This is a genomic window from Nocardia sp. GP40 (assembly GCF_050434125.1).
Taxonomy (GTDB): domain Bacteria; phylum Actinomycetota; class Actinomycetes; order Mycobacteriales; family Mycobacteriaceae; genus Nocardia; species Nocardia albiluteola.
Genome location: NZ_JBNPVW010000008.1, coordinates 255,483 through 274,088 on the forward strand (window position 1 = coordinate 255,483; position 18,606 = coordinate 274,088).

The 18,606-nt window shown below is 65.3% G+C and carries 1 protein-coding gene (cut by a window edge); it reads right to left on the bottom strand.

Features of this window, described 5'->3' with window-relative positions; all coding sequences use genetic code 11:
* Positions 1-18,606 carry the end of an ADP-ribosyltransferase gene (locus ABH933_RS25070; protein ID WP_429421002.1) on the bottom strand. It continues 54,111 nt past the right edge of the window, so only the last 18,606 of its 72,717 coding nucleotides appear in the window; its start codon lies off the right edge, out of view — the gene reads right to left on this strand; it ends in the stop codon at positions 1-3.

Below are 18,606 nucleotides of genomic sequence, written 5' to 3' on the forward strand. Positions count from 1 at the left end.
TCACCGCACCGAGCCGGTGGCCAGGCGCTCCGCGAGCTCGGCGACCGCGGCCTCGTTGAGCAGACCCGGACGACTGCGGGCTGCGGTGACGGCCCGCCTGCGCCTGTCGGCCGGGGACTCGCCGGGACGCCTTTCCACCCTGAGCTTCTCGAACAATCGGGACACTGGCTGGTCTATCGATTCGTTGCCGATAAGTCCCTCATCGCGGAGGTGGTCGGCTATGAAGGGCACGGAGAAGTCACGATTCAAGGTGACGGCTGCGGCATAGTATTCGAGCAACCGGTTCTGCAGGGGCGCCAGTCTGAGGCCGGGCAGGGGTACGGCGGGCTCCTCGAATGTGGTCAGACTTGCCACAAGTTCGGTGACGGCAGTCTCGTCCAGCATTCCCGGATGCTCGCTGCGGGCTACGCCGACGGCCCGCCTACGCCTGTCGGCCGCGGAGTCCCCGGGGCGGCTTTCCACCCTTAGCCTCTCGAACAACAGGCCTACCACCCGGTTTATCTGTGCTTTGTTACCGGTAAATCCGTTTTCCTGTAAACGGTCGAATATGAACAGGGGCTCGAAATCTCGATTCATGGCGGCGGCTGCGGCATAGTATTCGAGCACCTTGTTTTGCAGCGGCGGCAGCATGGCAGCCGGGGGCATCGGGGGTGGTTCGGTGGCCCTGTCGAGCAGCCCCAGCCTTCGGGCTTTGGTCACGACCTCTTTACGTGGGTTAGCGAAGCCGGCAAGCCCGAACTGCTTGTAGAGATTTTTCAGGGCGCCCTCCACCAGATCGTTCCGAGTGCCGGAGAATCCGTCCGCGCGCAGGCGGTCCTCGATGTCCTTATTTTTGTAACCTTGTGCGACATAGTTCAGGAGCGCCTGCTGATGATCCGTCAGTGCGATTCCGGGCACCGGAGCCGCGAAAGCGCCACCGGTGGATGCGATTCCCAGCTGGTAGCCGTGCTCGGGGTGGTGCCGGAAGAAGGCGACGGGCCAGCCGGGAACGGGTGTGGTAACGACCGGATGCCGGGTGCTCCCGGGTTGGATGACAACCAGGTTGGCATGCGTGACCTCGGCGGCGATGTGCAGCCGGAACGGGAGTCCAGGGTGAGCGGCGGAGCGATTGTCGGTGGCGTCACCGGCGCGCAGTGCGTCGATTTCGCGTTGGAGTAGTCGCCCACACTCGCGGTGCATACGGTCGCGGAATTCCGCGGCGCGGGCCTCTTCGGTTTCGATCGGGGTGTCACCGCGGAAGGCGGGATTACCGAAGAATTCGTGATTGTGCGCGTCCTCGTGGATTTGCTCGGCGTCGAGGTGGTCAGAGGTGATCTGGTGAATGTAGTGCGCACGGTTGACGTCGAGATGGTTTGCGATATCGTCGCGCAGTCGCTGGGGGTCGAGGCCGTGGGTGCGGGCGAAGGCGACGAACGGGTCGCGGTGGATCGAGATCCAGTGAGGTGGGGTGGGGGTGTCGATAGTGGCCTGTGGAGGGAACGGGGCGTTGAGGTGGGCACCCAGATGGGGCACGAATTGGGTTTTGTCGAGGACCTGCGAGGTGGTCGGGTTGCGGAGTTCGAAATCACCGTTGGGTTGCAGGGTGGCAATGGTGCCGTCGGGAAGGACCAGTTTTGTGTCGGTCAGTAGCGTGAGCTGGTTCAATCGGTCGGCGAGTTCGGTGATGCCGATGTGTGCGGCCGGTCCAGAGGTGTCGGGTCCGGGGCGATATACGTGGACTGTCGCTGCGGTACTGGTTTCGAGCTGGTCGTGGAGGAATTCCAGAACTTCGATGCCATAGCGCAGGGGTTCTTCGTGACTGATGACAGAGCTGTTGTAGCGCTGCGCGATCAATCCGCTGCCGGGTGTGACCGTCAGGCGCAGCCGGTGGGTTTCGTTGAGGTAGATGTCCACGCCGGTCAAGTAGATGTGGGTGCCGGGCGGGTAGTCACCCACGCCTGTCGTCAAGTACCGCACGAGTTCCGCCGGCAGCAGGCCGGGGTTGGCGAAACCTCGAGCACGTTGCGGCCGGGCAGCCACCGGTGTGGCGGACCGGGGAGCTGTGGCAGCCACGTTGCCGGCGGATATCGGTGCGGCACTGTGGGTCTCGCCAGTGTCGGGGGCGCCGGCGGCTGGCTGATCCGGAACGGTACGGGAGCCACTGCCATCGGAGAGCCCGCTGGTACGGCCGACTTTGCCGGTCGCTCGGTACACGGCGACGTCGGCGGCAGTCAAGCTGCGGGCCACGTCGGCGAGCGTGTCTTTCGTACGCTCGCGGCCGCTGCCGTCGTGGAGCCACCGGTTGTCGGGAACACGGAGATCACGAAGTATCTCCCGAATCGCGATAATTATCATCATCTTGGTGACATTGGGAATTTCTGGCCCCTGGACGGCACCGATAATCTCGTTGTACGGAATCTTCCGATACCCGTCCTTGCAGTTTTCGTAAATGTAGTTGAATATCGCCTTGTGCAGCTTCTCCTGCTGCCGCGGCCGTCTGGACCAGAATGCCGCCGGCCCGCCGTCTCTCCGGAATTCGGCGATGGCATCGGGATCGGTCCGGCCCGCCAGGGCCCGGGCCAGCTCTGCGACCGTGACACGCGCATCGCCGCGACCCTGCATATCTCGGACCCAGTCGTCTCTGGATATCCCGAGCCTGTTGAGGACCCCTTCGGAGGCAATCCTTACTCGCGCTGCGGTGATCTCCGTGGAGTCTTTACCTTCGAATTCTCTGACACGAAGGGCAGCGGCAGCATCTTCGTAGGAGACGACGATATGTTCGTCTCCCAGATTTTCGAACGCATGGGCGTACACGGCTTTGTGCAGAGGATTGAGATTGGCGGGGAGTTCGTCGATCCTCTGCTGAACGATCCGTTGCTGCGCCCGCGCCTTCTCCACCAGCCTGGTGAACCCGACCTCCCGGTACGAGTCGGCAGGGATATCAAACTTGCTCCATAGCGAACTAACACCATCCCGAAGTTGTCGCCTGGAGGCCGGAATTCCTATCGACTCGAGCCGGGCGAGAATTTCGTTTTCCGAGTAGCCCTTTGCGGCGCAGTGCAGTATCTCGTCTTCCAAACGTTCCGATGGTGCGTGATGCGGTTCGGCGTGGGGGGCGGGGCCGGCATCGGGCATGTCGGTGTCGGCGTGGTCGGCCGGCGGTGCGCCGATAAGGGTGTCACCGAGGATCTCGGCACCGTCGTCGGACTGGTCCGGAATGGAATCCGGTTCGCCCTCGGGGTTGTAGATGATGGCGGTGGTCGCGAGGCTGGGCGGGAAGTCGTGTTCCTCGAACGGGCGATCCTTTCCGGTAGCCGGGTCGTAAACCCGGATCCACCCCTCCTTGTTGTGCATGACGACGGTGTGTGCACCGATTCCCCGCTCGTCATGGCTGAGGTGTTCGTCGATGACGAAAGCCAGCGAGCCGGGCCCCAAGCCGGACAGTTCGTTGGCCACGATGCTGTGACTGTCGATGACATGGCCGTCCACGACGCGCGGGGTGATGTGCTGCAATGCCGCCCCGGCAGCGAACTCGAACTGCGGGGCATGCCAACCCGACAACCCGGCAGTGGGCCCGAGCGGCTGGAAAACGAGGTTCGGGTTCAAGCGCTCGGCGTAGCGGAAACCCTGTGGCGCGCAATCGTTCCTGGGCCGGGCGGCATTACGATCGGGCCGGGCTACCGGCGGTCCGGGGTGCGGGGCGGTGCCGGTGGGCGCGCGCGGGGCGGCACCGGTGGCGAGCACATGCGAGCTGCTACCGGCGGCCCGCTGCCGCATCCCGGCGGCGCCGCTCTTGGCCGCCCGGTAAGCAGCGACGACCTCCGGGTACTTGGCGGCAATCCTGAGGAACCTGTCGATCACCGACTCGAACCGGTTGTGCACGGCCAACGCGCCCGCGGGGAGCTCGAGGCTGCCGAATATCCGGATAATCGCACGTTTTATTTGGCCCGTCGCCGCCATCCTCTGCTGCGCTGGAAAACCGGGGAGATTTCTACTGCTGAGATAGTCGATGATATCCGTGAATTCAATACCCGTGCTGTTGCGGTTTTCGTAAAGATAGTGGAACACCTCGTCTTCCAGCTCCGGCCGTCTCTGCCATTGTGCTGCACCACCGGATTTCCGGAATACGGAGACGGCATCCTCGTCGAGGTGCGGACTCGCTATGCTCCGGGCCAGGGATTCGATCGTGCCCGCCGGATCCGTACCGTTGCGGCGGCCGCGGATCCATTCGCCTTTGGGAACACCGACTCGCGTGAGTATATCCAGAGCCGCATTCCTGGCCATGCTCCAGGTGAGACGATGGAACACTTTCCCCTCGAACGTCACACCTTCGAGGGCCGCGGCGAGAGCCTTCCAGTATGCTTCGCCTACTATATCATCGTCATGGGAATTGTTGTAAATGTATCCGAACACCGCTCTGTGCAGCGGCTTCAATCTCAACGGAAGCGCGTCGAGAATTTCCTGATTGATCCGGCCCGAACTTCGGGCCCGCTCCGTGAAGTCCGAGACTTGAATGGCCTTGCTGTAGCCACTGCCGGAATTCAAGGTGACATCGAATGCGTTGGCCAGAGACACTGCCTGCTCTTTTACTTTCAAATAGGTAAGGTCGCCGAACCCGCCGCTTCGAAGGTAGCCGAAGATTTCTTCGTCACCGTACCCTTTGGCGACGCAGTGCAATATCGCGTCTTCGAAGACCAAGGCCCCGCCGGCCACTCGCAGTATCCCGGAGGTACCGGGTGCGGGGTGATGGATTTCGATGACGGCCGGCCCGAATCGCTGGATATGCGTGGCGAGCAGGCCGGCGGTGTCGTGAATGTTGCGGGCGGGTCCTTCGGGGCGGGTGCTCGAGTTGTCGGCGAGCTGGTAATGAGGAGTGAGCAGGCCGTCGCCGATGACGGTGAGCCGCAGTCTCCCGCTGCTGTCGCGCAGATAGACGCGAGTGCCCGGTGGGTAGTCTCCGGCCACCGCATTCGATCCGAAATATGCCGGGAACATATCGGCAGGACCGCGGAACATCTCGACACGACGAGGGATTTCTCCACTCGGCTCCACACGTTGCTCACCACCCGTGGGCGGCAAGGGGCGGTGCCCTTGTACTCCGGTGACCGTATTCGTGCGGAAGCGATCGCGAATCAGTTGCAGGGCATCGTCACTGCCGAGCGGCGAGCCGGGCAGACGAACCTCCGCGCCACCCGCAGGCCGGTAGTGCACGGTGAACCCGCCGTCGGCAACGGTCACCCGCACCCGTCCGTCGCTGTCGAGCAGATCGATGCTCGAGGTGCGAGGCAGACCGGCGAGCCCGGGATCATTGGGCGCTCTGAAAAGCTCCGGTGTCAACTCGAATGTCTGGAAACCCACTGGATGCCGTGTGGCAGCACCCGTTCCGGTACCCGCATCAGCGCCTGGCAGCGGTGCGCCGAGAACGAACGACCTGGTCGCGGTGGAGGGTCCGGGTCCGTAGAGGGCGTGTGCGCCGGGGCCGGCGACCCAGAGGGAGTCGAACTTCGGGAGGTGTTCGATGCCCACGAAGATGATGCCGCCGCGTTCGGGAATGGTGGCATCGGGCGGGGTGCGGGTGTTGTCGGGTGCATCCAATTCCGTACCGTCTGCGGTTTTCCACAGTTGCCTGCGGTCCGGGAAGGTCCAGAGTTGGTGCCCCTCGGGCGTTTGCCAGATTCTGGCCTCGGCCGTAACCCACTGCTCCGAGCCGTTACGGTAGCGGACGTGCCGGTATTCTCCGGTGGGCGACATGCGGTAGGTGGTCCCGTCCGGATCCTCGCGTGATTGCGATTGAATGCGGAACTTGGCGTCGCTGGGGATCCAACGGTATTCGGTGCGGTATTTGATGCCGTCCGGGTCTTCGCGATGATCGGTGCGGTGTTCGGTCTCGTCCGGGTCGGTGCGGTATTCGATGCGGTGTACGGTGCGATCCGGCTCCGCGCCGGTACCGTCCGGATTCTCGCGGTGTGCGGTGTGGTCCAGCTCTTCGTAATGTTCGATGCGGTACCTGGTGCCGTCCGGGTCCTCGCGGCGTTCGGTGTGGTACGGGGCGGTCGTGTGGCGGGGTCCGCCCGGGGAAAGGCGATATTCGATGCCCGCCGCCGGAGCCGGATAGCCGTATTTGTTGATGTGCGGGGCTTCCAACAGGAGTCCGTCCGGGGTGCCGCTCTGGTCGCGTGTGATGCCGAGGAGCGCGTACGCGTGGCCACGGACCAGGCCGAAATCGTCCTCATCTTCGTCGAACAGACCGGTCCCGAGGATGACCGTGGTACCGCCCCGCAGCGCGCGGTCGAACCGCTCGCCGATCCATTCGGCGGCGAACAGATATTCGCGGGGCACGAGCCGCTGCTCGGCGGACCCGCCGTACATCGCACGGAGGTATGCCTCCAAGGCGTTCTTCTCGGAGGTCCACCGCCCGGGGAACTGGTCGTCCAGATATTTCCGGAAACCGGCCGGTGTCCAGAGGCCCTGCTGCGGGTCATGCAGCTGCTGTAGCGGATTGTCGAGGAGTTCGGCGACGGCACGGCGGAATTCGGGGTCACCGGGGCCGAGTTCCGGCTTGACACCAAGGAGTCGCTGGAGGGTGTCGGCATCGAGGTGGAGTGGATGCAGGAAGGTGTAGTCGGCGACGACGCGCGAGGGTTGTGGCAGTCCACCGCGCTCGGGGTGGTAGAAGGCCGCGTCGAGGCGACCGGTAGCGATGATGCGCTGTATCCCGGCGTAGCCGTCCCCCCCACCGAACCGGATCGCCATGGCTTTCTCGATCATGGCGACCCAGAGTGGTTGTCCCGGCTTGTGGCCGGCGAAATGCGCAACTTCCGTGCCGGGGGTCACGGGAAGGTCTTTGGTGATGAGGTCCCACACCACGCTGTCGTCGTCGAGGGTAAGACGGACATAGACGGTGCCGTCCTCGTTGTCGACCAGCATGTCCTCGATCAACTGCGGTTCGTGATGAGCTTTCGCCTTGAGCCAGGCGATCAGGGCGCAATCGGATACGGCGCCCTGCCACACGTCCTGCGGTCGTGGGCGCCCGGTGGGTCCGAACAGTTTCTCCGTGCGCCGGCTGACCAGCGTCGGCAGTTCGGGCAGGACAGTGTCCGGTGCGACAACCCACCGCTTGTCTCCGGCCTTCCGCATCCAATGCCACGATTGCCCGGGGTTCTCCCGGACGACGAGGTCGGTGCCGGGCGGCACCTGGATGAGATGGTCCTTGCCGTCGGAGTCGCGGTGGAGAAAGCGGACTTCCTCCTCGATGCGCCAGCTCAGGATGCCGCGCGAATTATCGAAGTCGAATCCTTTCGCCAGCACCTCGGGAAGCGCGATGTGATTGTCGTCCGAGATCCGCAGGTGGTAGTAGGCGCGGCCGTGTCCGGGGGAACCGGGCGGCGGGACAACGCGATCTGCCGCCACGCGGCCGACCATCGGCAACCGGGCGACGTGGCCGAGGTCGTTGACGAAGGTGAGAACGCCGCGACGGCCATCGGGGAGGGGGACGCTACCGGCTCGGACCGGAACCGGGACCGGCGCGACCAATTTCGCCTGCTGTTCGGGTGTGAGGTTTTTCAGATGCTCACGGTGTTCGGCCGGTGTGGGTTTGCTGAGGTCGGCGCGCTTGTATCGGCGGCGACCCGCGGGTTCGGTGGTGCCGGTCCGCTCGAATTCCTCGGTTTCGCGCTCGATGGTTTCGATGAGGTGCCTGCCGAAGTACGTGCCGTCCGGCGCGTCGACCGGGCGCTGCCCCGGAACCCGCCACCGCGCCGGGACATCGTCATGGATCGTGACGATGGTTGAATCCAGGTGCGGTGCAGCGGATTTCGCTGCCGATTCCGGTGTGAACAGGTGAATCCGGGACAGCGCGCCGTCGCCGGTCCCGGCACGGTGCGCGGCGGCGAAGGCCGACACCGCCGCGCTCAGCCGGTCGGGGCCGTTACCCAGGAGCGGCCGGCGCGGCGACGGCTCCCGCGGCTCCTGATCGATCCACACCACAGTCGCGTGATCCGGTTGTGCACCAGCGGTTTCCGCGTGCCGCTCCGCAGCCGGGCCGACCATCTGATACACAGCGTCGATCGACGCGTTCACCGAGGCGTACCAGTGCACCGTCGCTGCCGTATCGACCTGGCCGAACGCGATGCTCACGCCGGGACGACGACCCGACGAGTCCTGCTCGAACGTGAGCAGCCGCACCGCCGCTGCACCGACCCCGGCCCGCGCGGCGGCGACCGCGGCCTCGAGCTCCGCGGTGTGCAGATCTGCCAGGACCGTCTTCAGATTCCCGAGCCTGCGGATCTCCTCCACCGTCCGCTGCTCGGCGGACAACGTACCGAACCGGGCGATCTCGAGCTGAATGTACCTGCGGTTCAAGGTGTTTCGCACCGATTCGGGGATACCCTCACCATTGCGGAGACCGGGATGGCCGGTGAGCAGGCTGGACTGGAAGCCCGGCGACAGCTCCTCGAAACGCACCGCCTCCCACCACTCGCGGCCGTGCTCGTGCCACCATGCCGCCCGATCCCGCGCCGGGAAGTCCGCGTCGTCGAAGCCCTGGGGCGCCCGCGGGATGGTCATGCGGTCGTGCGGTCCCGTCGGCGCCGGCCGCACGACGAGCCGGTCCCGCAGTTCCGGCTGAATGCGACCGGCGGCCAAGCCCTCCCGCCAGTGGTCGAGTTCGGACTGCCGTTCCGCCAGCTCGTCGTAGGTGGTCCGGACGACCTCGTGCGCCGCGTTGTCGTGCGACGTGTCCGTCAGCGCGACGTCCAGCTGCACCAACGCCTCCCGCGCGGCATCGACCAGGATCTGCCTATACCCCACCTCGGCGCGTTCGCGGTCCAGCTCACCGAATCGTTCCTGCGGCGCGCCGGCGTAGTCGGCGCGCACGAAGTCGTCGGCGACCGCCAGGCCCTGCTGCAGCAGCCACTGCAGCGCGCAATCGTTGACTGCCGGACTCGGCAGGTAATCCCCGCCGGCATCGCTCCACCAGGTGACGCGGCCGTCGACCGCGCGGAGCCCGCCGGCCGCGGTGACGATGCGCCCGCCGAGGAACGACGAGTGGAACTCGATATCGATGTTCTGGAACCCGGCATACAGGTTGCCGAACTCATCCATGACGAATGATGCCGTGCGCCCGGCGATTTCGGTGTCGAACGGCAGGCCGTCAGCAACCCGGAACAGTCGCCCACCGGGACCGACGAACAGCCGCAGCTCGTCGAGTTCCTCGGGCGACAGGTAGTCGACCTGCTCACCGATCCGATCGTCCCCCACCGCCACGCCGTGCAGCAGCGGCAACTGCGGTGACGCGAGCATGCGGCGCAACCGGTCCGGAATATCGTCCGGCGGGACCCATTCGTCGGCGGAATAGGTCCTGGGTGCCGGGATCGGTCCAGTCGGCGCGGTGAAGACGGCGCCCTCTGCGTTCACACCGACCTCGTACCGACCGTCGGATCCACGGCGTACGAAAACCGTCTCCCGCGACGGATCACCGACGACCTCGGATATCCGGCCATCCGGATGTGCGAGAACCACATTCGACCCGAAGAGATCCGCGGCCAGTTGCAGCGGCGCCGCGGCGACGCCGGATTCCGTCGAGTCCAACTCGGCGGTGAGGTCGTAGGACGACATCAGTCGCCGCGATTTCTCCATCCACGGCCAGAACTTCTGCTGTCGCCGACGGTGCCGGAACCATTGCGCCGCATTGATCCGGCGCTGCCACCGCTGATCGTCGATCTCGCCGTCCAGCTCGCGTTCCCGCTGCTCGGCCCGGTGCAAACTGTCGCGCAGCTGCTGGCGCATGTATTCCGACGAAGGCAACCGCCACGCCCGCGCCAGCGCGGCGAACAGCGGGTCGTGCGAGTCCTCGACCGATTGCCATTGGGTCGGCATGGTGCGGGCCTGGCTCCCCTGCCCCGGTGTGTCCCGGTGTGCGTAGTCACTCGCTTCCTGTTGATCGGCAGCGGATGCGGGCGGAGGCTCAGCGCCGATGAGCACCTCGCCCAGTTCCTGGGTACCTCGCCTGGAATGGCCGGGGCTTGTTTGCGGTCGGCTCTCGTCCGTCGGCGACGGCGTGTAGCCGATGGCGCCGCTGCGGTGGGTATGGATCTCGGGGCGCGGGGCCGAGCCGCCGGCGGGGTGCGTACCGCTGCCATCGAAAGCAGCGGGGGCGGGGCCTGCTGTGGCCGGAGCGATGGCGGGGGCCGGTTGTGTGACCGCGAGTGCGGTAACGGTATCGATCAGATTGCGGGCGGCCAGCTCGGCTGCCTTAAGCACCGCTCTCTCGTTCGCGGCCTGCACCGATTCGCCGGGATTGGGTTTGATTTCGAACTTCTTCAGCAGTGCGTGCCGCCTGCTCCGCACGATGCCACGAACACTGTCGAGGCTTTTGTGCATTGCGGGATCGTAGTAGCGCCTGGCGATCTCGACGGTAGCGTGGACGCCCGACTGCCAGGACAGGAGTATGTTCCGCTCCCAAGTCCCCAGCACGACGCCTGGCCGGAGCCTCGATCGCTGCGCGACGGCGGTGGTGTCTGCGGGCGGAATCGCGGCGATCGTTGTGTCGTCCAGCGAACGGAATCGGCGGGCGTCGGTTGCGGCGAAATGGAAGTCTTTGACTCCGAACTTTCCGTATACGCCTTTGTCGCCACCGCCCTTCCCGCTGATCGCCTGTCTCACCTTGTGGTCGTCGGCATCGGAAAATTCTGTGCCCTGTCGGAGAAGGCCGATGACGTCGGCGACTTTCCGATGGCCGGCGATACGATGCTCGAGGGCCGTCTTCTGCAGATTCGTGAGCTTGGGTCCGGGGATCGTGGTGGTGTAGGGGCTGCCACCGGGTTTTTGCCCGTACTGGTAGGTGCGGGTGCCGGGGTGCTGGTGGAGATAGTGGACCTGGCGACCGGGGACCGGGTCGGTGATGAGGGCGTGCTCGATGCCACCGTGGGTGATCACGAAATTGCCGCCGGTGAATTTGGCCAGAGCGTGCACGACGAAGGGAACACCCGGATATGTCGCGGAGAAATTGTCCGTGGCGTGGTCTGCGCGGAGCGCGGCGATTTCGCGGTCCAGCGCGTCCTCGCGATCGCGGATAATGGTGCGGCGGACCAATTCTCGGAGGTTCTCGACATCCAGCAGCATGGGGTCGACCACCCCACTGGCGTCCTGGTGGACCGGTTCGTCCGAAGGCTGGAGGTCCCACCGGATTCCGAGTTCCCGGGCTTGTTGAATATCGATGTGCTCGGCGGTCAGGAAGGGCAGGTATTCGTCGCGGTGGGTCGCGATATGGTCGGCGAGCTCGGCGCGGAGCTCGTCGGCGGCACGGCCCAGTGCGTGGGCGACCGCCCGCAGCGGTGCATGTTGTTCGTGGTCCCAGGGGCTGGGTGCGTGGATAACGACGTCGGTGGTTTCGGGATCGGCGAAGGTCTCGCCCAGGTAGGCGATGAATTCTCGCGGGTGGGTGAACTGTTGCGTAGCTGCCGGATCCCCGGGATCGCGGACTTCGATGGCCCCGTCCGGCCGAATGACAGCGGCGGTCCCGTCGGACAGCTCGATTCGGGTACCGGCGAGGAGGCCGTTGCGATCGATGCGACCGATGAGGTCGGCCAGCATGCTGCGGGCGGTCGGCGTCGAGGTGTTGCCGGTCGGATACTGGACGACCGTCGTGGTGATGGAACGGCCGGGGTTCTCGATGTGATCCCGGAGGAATCGCAGGGCGTCGTCCCCGGTGCGGGCCGGCCCGTCGGGGTCCGGATCGCTGGCGGAGTAGTAGCGGTGCCGCAAGCCGTGCCACCCGGTGACCGTGATCAGCAGCGTGCCTTCGTCATTGCCGAGGTAGATCCGGGTGCCGGGTGGGTAGCCGCCCGGGTGATCCGGGTCGAGGGTGAGGGCGAGCGTGGGGTCGGCCAGCAGCATACCGGGTTCGGCGAAGACCCGTACCCGTCCGGGTGCCGGGTCCGTGACCAGGAGGCCCCAGCGACGGGCTTCGACCAGAATCGCGTCGCGGCTGGAAACTCCGAGTTTTCCGAATAGGCCCTTATCCCCAGTTATCGCGTTCGACACCGAACGCTCGTTGGTCCGGGGGAATCGACCGCTCTGCCTGAGCCGTTGGGCGATGACGCCATTTTTCGTGTGGCCGGCAGCATATTCCTCGAGAACTGCTACCGGCAGTTTGTCGAGCGCCGGGCCTGGGATCGTGCCGCTGAAAGGCGTGCCGTCAGATTTCTGCGCGTACCGATAGGTGCCATCGCCGGAGTGCTGGTAGAGATAGTGGACCTTCCGGTCGGCGCTGGTGACAAGGGTGTGCTGGACGTCGCCCCGGGTGACGACGAAATTGCCGCCGGTGTATTTGGCGAGAGCATGAACGATGAAGGGGATACCGGGGTACACAGCGGAGAAGCCGCCGGAGACCCGGCCTTCGCGCAGCGCGCTGATTTCCTGGTCCAGCGTGCTCTCCTTCTCCCGGGCGATGTTTTCCCGGAAGGATTCGGCGCGGTAATCTTCGCCGAACCCGCCGCGAAGCGTGGGATCGGCGTCCAGGTCGTGCTGGAACGCATCGTCCTGGGCTTGCTGAATATCGATGTGGTCCGTGGTGAGAAAGGAGAGGTATTCGTCGCGGTGGGAGTCGATGTGGTCGGCGAGCTCGTCGCGTAGCCGGTCGGCATCGCGGCCGAGTGCGTGCGCGACGGCCGAGACAGGCGCGTGGTACTCGTGGTTCCAGGGGCCGGGGGTGTGAACCGTGGCGTAGGTGTCCGCGGGAGTGGTGAACGCGTCGGCGAGATGGGCAAGGAATTGTCGCGAGTACGTGAACCGGCTCGGGCCTGCCGGATTCGCGGTGTCGTGGAGTTCGATGGCGCCGTCGCGCTGGACGGTGGCGGTGCTGTGATCGGGAAATTCGATTCGGGCGCCGGTGAGCAGAGTGTTGTGGTGGATCCGGCGGGCGAGGTCGGCGACGCTGATGTGGGTGACGGGGGTCGAGGTGTGGCGGGCCGGGCGCTGGACGACCGTGGTGAAGATCGATCGGCCGGGCTCCTCGATGTGGTCCTCGACGAGCCGCAGAGCGTCCTCGCCGGTGGCGGATGCCTCGAAGGCGGGGCCGGAATCGGTGAGCGACAGGTAGCGGAGGTGCAGCTCGTGTCTGCCGGTGACCGTGATCAGCAGTGTTGCCTCGGGATCGGCGAGGTAGATCCGGGCGCCGGGTTCGTAGCCCCCTGTTCCCGTCCGCACCGCACGGGTCAGTTCTTCCAGCGCCGGGCCGGGATCCTCCAGCACTCGGGTATCGCCAGGGTATTCGGCGAGGCTGGTTGCACGGAAGCCGGCGGGGTCCTCCGGGTCGCCGGTCGGCTTGTGATCGAGGGCCGGAGGTTTGACGACGTTGCCGTTGTAGTCGGTGTAGATGACCTCGATGGTGGCGGTGTCGTACGGGTGCTGTGGTGGGTAGGCGTGCGGTGTTCGCAGGGTGGGGTCGTACAGGAGGTCGAAGACGGCGAGGGGGCCGTACGCGGTGAGGTCGGGCGTGACCGGGTTGTCGCGAGTCTTGGCGGTGTTGACGGCGAGCAGGGCGTGCGCCCCGATTCCGCGGCCGTTCGCGGCGACGTAGTTGGGAACGATGAGGGCATATGCAACGAGGGACTCGGGATCGTTCAGGACCCGGGCGATACTGGCGTGGGCGTCGCGCACGGTGTACAGCTCGGCGTGCGGAATGCGGCTCTGGAATTGCTGATGGGTCATGCCCGCGAGGCCGGTGGGCGGGCGTTCTCGGGTGTCGATGCCGGGGTTGCCGGTGAGCCGGGCAAAGAGGGTGATCGTGCGGGGGCCGCAGTCGTAGAGCCCGCCCGCAGGGGTCCGGCTGTCGGGGGTGTACCCGATGGCCCCGCTGCGGTCCGTCCCCGCGCCGGTGTCGGGGGATGGCAGGAGGCCCGCAGGTAGTGCACCGATGAGGGCTGCGCCCAGGACACGCGCGCCGTTCTTGGAATGGCCCGGAATCGTATGTGATCCACCGGCGGAGGTGTACACGGTGGCGGTGGTCACACGACTGGGCGGGAAGTGCTGCTTGTCGAAACGACGATCCTCCCCGCCGGCGGGGTCGTAAACCCGGATCTGCCGGTCCCGGTTGTACAGGATGACGATGCGCGCACCGGCACGACTCTCCTTGGGGCCGATGTAGGTGTCGATGACGAAAGCCAGTGAGTTGGGCCCCAAGTCGGACAGTTCGTCGGCGACGACGGTGTGGCGGTCGTCGACGGATGCGCAGATGCGCTGCAGTGGAACGCCGGTAGCGGCTTCGAATTGCGCGGCACGCCAGTAGGATCGCCCGCCGGACTGCTCGAACGACCGGAGATGGATGCGCGGGTTCAGCGCCAGTGCTCGGCGCAATGCCTGCGGCACAGAGTCATCGGCGAGCCGAAAGGTGCCGTGCTCGGTAGCCGAGCCAGGATGCGGGCTGCTGCCGGAATGCGCCGGAGGTGCGGCGCCGGCCGTGTATGCATGCGAACTGCTGCCGTCGGCAGGCCCCGTGGCCGAGGCGCGGATGCGAGACAGCCGATATGCGACGAACGCCTCGGAATGCTGTCGGGCCAGACTTGCGAATCTGGCGATCGCGTTCCCGCCCCTGAGTCCCTCCGCCCGCGCGTTCCCGGGGATCTCGATGTCATCGAGTATCCCGTTGATCGCGGTCCTGATCTGACCCGTGAGGACTGCGGGAAGTCCTTTGGCCGCGAGGTGCGCATTGATATCCGCCATCTGGATGCCGGGGACGTCACGATTGCGGAAAAGATAGTCGAATATCTCGTCTTTCATAACCAGCCGGGTCGGCCACAGTGCGATACCGCCGGACTTCCGGAAATTGGATACCGCGGCGGGGTCGAGCGGACCCCGGATGTTGCGGGCCAGCACCGCGATCGTGGCGGTGAGATCGACCTGGTCGGCCAGAGGAGTCCTGATCCACTTATCTCTCGGAATTCCCACTCTTATGAGAATCTCCATAATGGCAGTTCTGACCATATCTGGGGAGATATCACCGAGTTCTTCTCCTTCGAATTCTTTGTTGCTGAGTTCGGCAGCAATTTGCGTCTGACTGAAAATCGCCCCATCATTACCGGAACGGTCTTGCACATATTTGAACACCGCCCGCTCCAACGATTGGAGCTTCAGTGGAAGTGCATCGAGGGTCTGCTGATTTATCCAATGCTGCGCGCGGGCCATCTCCGTGAACCTGCCGGAGACAATATACCGGCCGGCGCCGCCGGAATATTCGGGAATTCCGAATTTGCCGTACAGCAAGTTCACATGATTGTTTACAACCCACTCGGTAAGATCTTCCGCTACCGACCGGGGCAGGCCAGGAAATTCGTTGCCCCGAATCATATTGAATATTTCCCTTTTTGTGTAGCCCTTGACGATCCCGTGGACGATCGCCTGGTCCAGGGGCTCCAACCCGGCGATGGGAGCCGGGGCGCCATGCGGGGCCGGGCCGGCATGGGTGGTGTGGACGCTATCGGCGGCACCGATATGGGACGGCGCTGGCGCGCGGGGTATCGGATAGTGAATTTCTATCCGGGCGGGGTGGTATTCGTCGATGTGTGCGCGCAGTTGATCGAGCGTGTCGTGGAGGTCGCGAGCGGGCCCTTCGGAATAGGTGTCCGCATCGCCGACGAGGTAGTGCCGGGAGGTGATCAGGCCGTCGCTGGTGACCGTGAGCCGCAGTTGTCCGCCGCCGTCGAAGAGATGAATTCGGGTGCCGGGCAGGTAGTCACCGGCCGCCGCATCCAACCCGAAGTGTGCCGGGAACATGACAGCAGGGTGTTGGAATACATGGATTCGATGCGGTTCCCGGTGCCGTCCGATCTGCTGTTCGGTGCGGGCGGCCGACAGCGGTTCGGTCGGAGCCGGGCCCGCGGCGGGCACGTGCGCGGCGGCGGGACGGGTCGACGGTGCGGGGGCGCGGGTCGACGCCGCCCCAACTCTACCGACTACCCGGTACGCGACGACATCGTCGGGAGACAAGGTTTCGGCCGCTGCCACGAACATGTCTTTCAGCTGCCCGACCGTATACCGGACCCCCTCGCCTCTGGGAATTCGGAACTCGTCGAGTAGCGCTAGAATCGCACTGAACATCGTCTCTTTGGCGACATTCTGGAATCCTTGACCCCGGAGCGCGACGACGATCTGTGCGATAGTGATATCCCGGGGGCCGTCCTTACAATTCTCATAGAGGTATTCGAATACCTGCCGCTGTAGACGCTCGGACCGAGTCGGCTGCGCGGGGAAGAATACCGCGGGCCCGCCGGCTTTCCGGAAATCAGCAATGGCCGCGCGGGTGGCACTCCCCCGCAGGGCACCGGCGAGGGCCGCGGCCGTAGCCCTCGAATTGACATTCAGCGTCCCGCTGATCCACTCGCTTCTGGCGATCCCGAGCTTGTCGAGCAGACCCTCGGTTGCACTTCTTGCCGCCGCCGCGGTGATTTTGAAAGATCTCTTGACTTCGAGAAGTCTTGCGAAGTCCGCGTAGGAGGTCGAAGAATAACCGTCGCCGGGGTTCTCGAACAAGTGGGTGAATATAGTTTTCTGTGCGGGATCGAGATTGGCCGGGATTGCGTCGAGCTTGCTCTGATGGATCTTGTGCCGGGACCGCGCCTTTTCCACGATCTTATCGAGTGCGGCGGTATTGTATCTGCTGTATCCCGCACCGGGTACATCGAATTTTTCCCGTAGCGAGTCGATACCCTGCCGCAGTTTTGCCCGGCTGACGCCACGGAACCGCTTGCGCTCGAGGTGGTCGAGCATTTCCGATTGCGTGTAGCGTTTGGCGCTGCAGAGGAGTATCTCTTCTTCGAAAGGGTCCAGCGGCCCGATCGTGTCGGGTGCCGGCCGACGGACTTCCACGGCGGTGGCCATGCCGATTCGTTCATTTATCAGAGCCAGCGCGTCGCGGTCACGCAGCGGTGGCCCGCCCAGGGGAACCTCGGTGCCGTCGCCGCGATGATAGTGCAGCGTGAACTGATGGTTGCCGGTCACGATCATCCGGAGTTTCCCGGTGTCATAGACGATATCGATGCTGGTGCCAGGCGGGTAGAGACGCCCGAACGCGTTCAATTCGAATTCTGCCGGGAACAATTCGGGGTTCGGGAAGACCTCGGGGCGATCGGAACCCTCGTCCGGGGCGGGTCGCGGGCCTTCGGCACCGGCAGCATCGGTCGGTGCCGGTGCCACGGTGGCGGCGACCGGCGCACTCGGGCCACCACCTTCGGACGGCCCGGCGATCGCACCTGCGGTCGACACCCGGGATCCCCGGTAGTCACGATGTCGCTCGTAATCCAGATCACCCGGCTCGGGATCCCGGGCCAGCAACCCCCACCTGCGGGCCGCCCGCACCGCCGGGAGAAGACCGCCGTCGCCCCTCGGGACCAAAAGCTTCTTGGACAGTCCGGCGACGCGCTGTCCGATCGCGTTTGCGGTGGTTTTCCCGGACGGGTCGATCTCCTTGGCTATTTCACCGCGCGTCCTGGGATCCATATTCGCTTTACGCCGCGATATCCGGGCCAGCAGATCCACCTGACTCGCCGTGAACGACACCGGCTCACCCGATTCCGGGTTCCGGCCGAAATACAGGTAGTCCTCGTCACCGGGCAGCGGACCCCGCCGCAACAACCCCCGTTCCCGCACCGGCCCCAGCCGAACCGTTTCGACCCGTCGCAAAAGTGTCCGCAAATCCGCCGCCGCACCGGTATCGGAGAGGACAAACCCGCCCACCGCAGGCCGCTCCGCCGTCATCTCGATCCCGGATTCGGCATCGGCCCACATCACCCGCGTGCCCGGCCCGAATCCGGCACGGCCCGAGTAGTACAGGAACCGGCCTGCCTCCCACACATGACTCGGCACCGCGTCACCGATCGCGGGTTGCACGATCCGCACCACGGACATGTCGTCCAGCGTCGAGGATCCCCGGCCCACACTCTGCCAGAACGCGTCCGTACTCAGCATCGTCCCCAGGCCCCGCCCGGCACCGATCACCCGCACCCCCGCCGGCTCCATCGTCGCCGTCAGCGCGACACGGTCGCCGGCCCGGAACTCCAATCGCGTCCCGATCGCGAAGCCGGCCCGAGCGAACTTGTCCCGGAACACCCGCCAGCCGAACTCGTCGACCCGGTCCACGCTCGAAGCGCGATCGGCAGTCGAGGACAGCTCGGCCTCACCGGGTGGTGAGGCATTGTGGCCACGCGGCACGGGGTTGTAGCGACGCGGCGTTGGTACAACCGGGATCGTCCCGGCGTTCTCCTCCAAATGGTCGCCGAAGTAGGTCTCATCGCCCTCGGGTTCGAACGGCGCGGGACGCACCGGGTTGTCCGCCGGAGCTGGATCGGGGGTGAGACCGATGCCGCGTTCGGGGAACGTATCCGGCACGACATAGCCGTAGAGCGCGGTGACGTTGGGGTCGGAATCGTCATATCCCGTGATCACATAGCGCGTGCCGCGGGCCAGCAGCAGTTCGTTCTGGTCGGCGAATCTTTCGATACCGTCCTCGCCGATGTATACCCCCCGCGCGCCCGGCGGCACCACGAGCTCCAGGCGGAAGTTCGTGGCATTGGTGAGATCGGCCGGTTCGGCCGCCACCGAGGTGGACATGAAGCCGAGTTCCTGCTGCGGGAC